We start from the raw sequence: 2,470 nt of genomic DNA, 5'->3' as shown, positions 1-2,470 counted from the left end.
GGCTGGGCCCGGCACGACGTCCATCCCGAGTACGGCCGGACCCACCCTCTGCCCCGACGCATCGACTTCGCTCCGGCGGCCGGGCCCAGCCCGTCGTCGGTGCAGATCTGAAATGGAGTAACCGTGCGCAGACTCGTGTACTACGTAGTGGGCGTCCTCGCGGTCGCCACCATCGGCACGGATGTCGGGGCGTCCCCCGGGCAGGGCGCCGGAATCAACCGTGCGGCCGCCGTCGCCGAACCGGCCGTGGCCGCTCCGCGGGCGGCGTCCGACACCCCGGCGGCAACGGACGTCAACACCCAGGCCGACCCCGGCGACATCACGTACTCGGTGCCGAGCGGCACCTTCCAGGGCGAGGTCTCGGTCAGCCTGGGCACCACCGTGAGCGGTGCCCAGGTCCGTTACACCACGGACGGCAAACCGCCGACGGCGAGCTCTCCCAGCTACGCGGGAACACCACTGCGGTTCACCCGCACCACCCAGCTTCGGGCCCAGGCCTTCGTCGGCAGCACCGCCACCGGGGCACCCGGCACGGCGCTGTACGTCGCCCGCGCCATAAGCACCAGCCACGACCTCCCGGTCCTGCTGCTGGACGCCTACGGGAGCGGCGCGCCGGGGCGGGACTACGTCGATGTGGCCGCGATGGAGTTCCAGCCCACGAACGGGTCGACCTCGATCGCCGCGACGCCCAAACTGGTCAGTCGGGCCGGTTTCCACCTGCGGGGCAACTCCAGTGCCTCGTTCCCCAAGACCCCGTACCGGCTGGAGCTGCGGGACAACACCGACGACGACAGCGACCTGCCGCTGCTGGGCATGCCCGCCGACTCCGACTGGGTGCTGCGCGGGCCGTACACCGACAAGGCGCTGATCCGGGACGCCTTCGTGTACGGCCTCGGCCGCGAGATGGGGATCCACGCCTCCCGGTTCGCCTTCGCCGAGGTGTACGTCAACACCGACGCCCAACCGGTGGCCGCCAACGACTACCTCGGGGTGTACCTGATCGTCGAGACCATCAAGAACTCGAAGAACCGGCTCGACCTGAAGCAGCTCGACGAGGACGACATCACGCTGCCCAAGATCACCGGAGGTTACATCTTCAAGTTCGAGTGGCTGGCGGCCGAGGAGCCGACCCTGCCCTGTCAGGGCGCCGACCAGACCTGCTGGCACTACCTGGAGGTGGTCGACCCGGACCCGCTGCAACCCGAGCAGCGGGAGTGGCTCCGCCAGCACATTCAACAGTTCCACGACCTCTTACGTACGCCCGGGTTCGCCGATCCGACGACCGGCTATCCCGCCTGGATCGACGTCGACTCGTTCGTCAACCAGTTGATCGTGAGTGAGCTGAGCCGGGAGATGGACTCCTACCTGCGCAGCGCGTACTTCCACAAGGATCGGGACGGCAAGATCGTCGCCGGGCCGCTCTGGGACTTCGACCTCAGCTTCGGCGTCGGCGGCTACTTCAACAACGACCAGGTCTCCGGCTGGCAGTACCAGCAGACCCGGAGCCCGAGTGCCAACGACTGGATGGCCCGGCTGCTGCAGGACCCCGCGTTCGTGAACCGGGTCAGGACCCGCTGGCAGCAGCTCCGCCAGGGCGTACTCTCCAACGCCCAGCTCGATGCCAGGATCAACGCCCTCGTCGCGCCGCTCGGCAATGCCGCCCAGCGGAACTTCCAGCGGTGGCCGAACCTCAGTACCCGGATGCTCGGACCGTTCATCACACCCACCGCCGCCACCTGGCAGGGGCAGGTCCAGTACATGCGGGACTGGATGTTCCGGCGGGCCGCCTGGCTGGACAGCACCGCCGGATGGGGGACCGGTGGCACGACCCCGCCGACCACGCCGCCGGCCACGCCGCCCGCCACGACGCCTCCGGCCAGCACTCCCCCGGCCACCACTCCACCCGCCACGGGCCGGACGTGTACGGCGGCGTACTCGGTGAGCGGTCAGTGGACCGGTGGCTTCCAGGGTGCGGTCCGGGTCACCGCCGGAACCTCGGCTATCAGCGGCTGGCGGGTCACCTGGACGTTCGGCAACGGCCAGACCGTCTCCCAGTTCTGGGAGGCGAACATCACGACCAGCGGCTCGACGGTGACCGCGACGAACGTGGCCCACAACGGGACGCTAGGCGCCGGCGCCAGCACCAACTTCGGGTTCCTCGGCACCTGGAACGGCGCCAACAACCTGCCCACGGTGACCTGTACCGCCTCCTGACCCTCCGTCCGGTTCTGTCGGCGTCGGCCAATGGCCGGCGCCGACATCCGTTTCCGTGGGTTTCCGGGTGGCCCGGCCGACGGCCCCGCCGGTCGTGGCCCGAGCGACCCGGGATGCCAAACGACTTGTCGTCGATAGCTTTCCGATATATCGTCGAGCTATCAACGACAGTGTGAAGGGAGCCCAGGATGGGTTTTCACCGAGGATTCAGTGATCTGCACGAGGCCCGGAGGCGCGGCTTCGGCTTCCCGATGGG

General features: G+C 69.0%; 1 protein-coding gene. It reads left to right on the top strand.

The window, feature by feature from the left end:
* Window positions 1-123: 123 nt before the first annotated feature.
* A complete protein-coding gene (locus I0C86_RS42325; RefSeq protein ID WP_196206947.1) occupies window positions 124-2,214 on the top strand; it encodes a CotH kinase family protein in 2,091 nt (696 codons plus the stop codon).
* Window positions 2,215-2,470 lie beyond the last annotated feature (256 nt).

It is taken from the genome of Plantactinospora alkalitolerans, from assembly GCF_015690345.1.
Classification (GTDB): Bacteria; Actinomycetota; Actinomycetes; order Mycobacteriales; family Micromonosporaceae; genus Plantactinospora; species Plantactinospora alkalitolerans.
This window is presented reverse-complemented; position numbering and strand designations above follow the sequence as displayed.